This is a genomic window from Stenotrophomonas sp. SrG (assembly GCF_050031795.1).
GTDB classification, from domain to species: domain Bacteria; phylum Pseudomonadota; class Gammaproteobacteria; order Xanthomonadales; family Xanthomonadaceae; genus Stenotrophomonas; species Stenotrophomonas rhizophila_A.
In genome coordinates this window covers 1-249 of the sequence record NZ_JBNBBE010000644.1, presented here as the reverse complement: position 1 = coordinate 249, position 249 = coordinate 1, and the positions used below count along the sequence as shown (strand labels likewise).

Sequence of the window (249 nt, the reverse complement as noted above, 5' to 3'; positions counted from 1 at the left end):
GTTCAGCACATCGCTCCAGATGGCGGCCACCTGTTCTCCGGTGAGTGCTTCCGGGCCCACCAGGTTGATTCGGGTCCGCGCTCGGTTGTCCGGCGCCTGTTCGCGGTTGAGCAGTTCGATGGCGGCAATCTCGGCGATGTCGCGGGGGTCGATCATCGCCAGCCCCTTGCTGCCAATCGGCATGGGGTACACACCATAGCCCTGCACCACGTCCTTGAGGGTGAGGTCGTTGTCGATGAAATAGGCCGG

General features: G+C 63.5%; 1 protein-coding gene. It reads right to left on the bottom strand.

Annotated features, from left to right (window positions below; genetic code table 11):
* Positions 1–249 (bottom strand): SDR family oxidoreductase (locus ACQG3P_RS21155; RefSeq protein ID WP_426806150.1); only part of this gene is annotated, 249 nt, incomplete at both ends.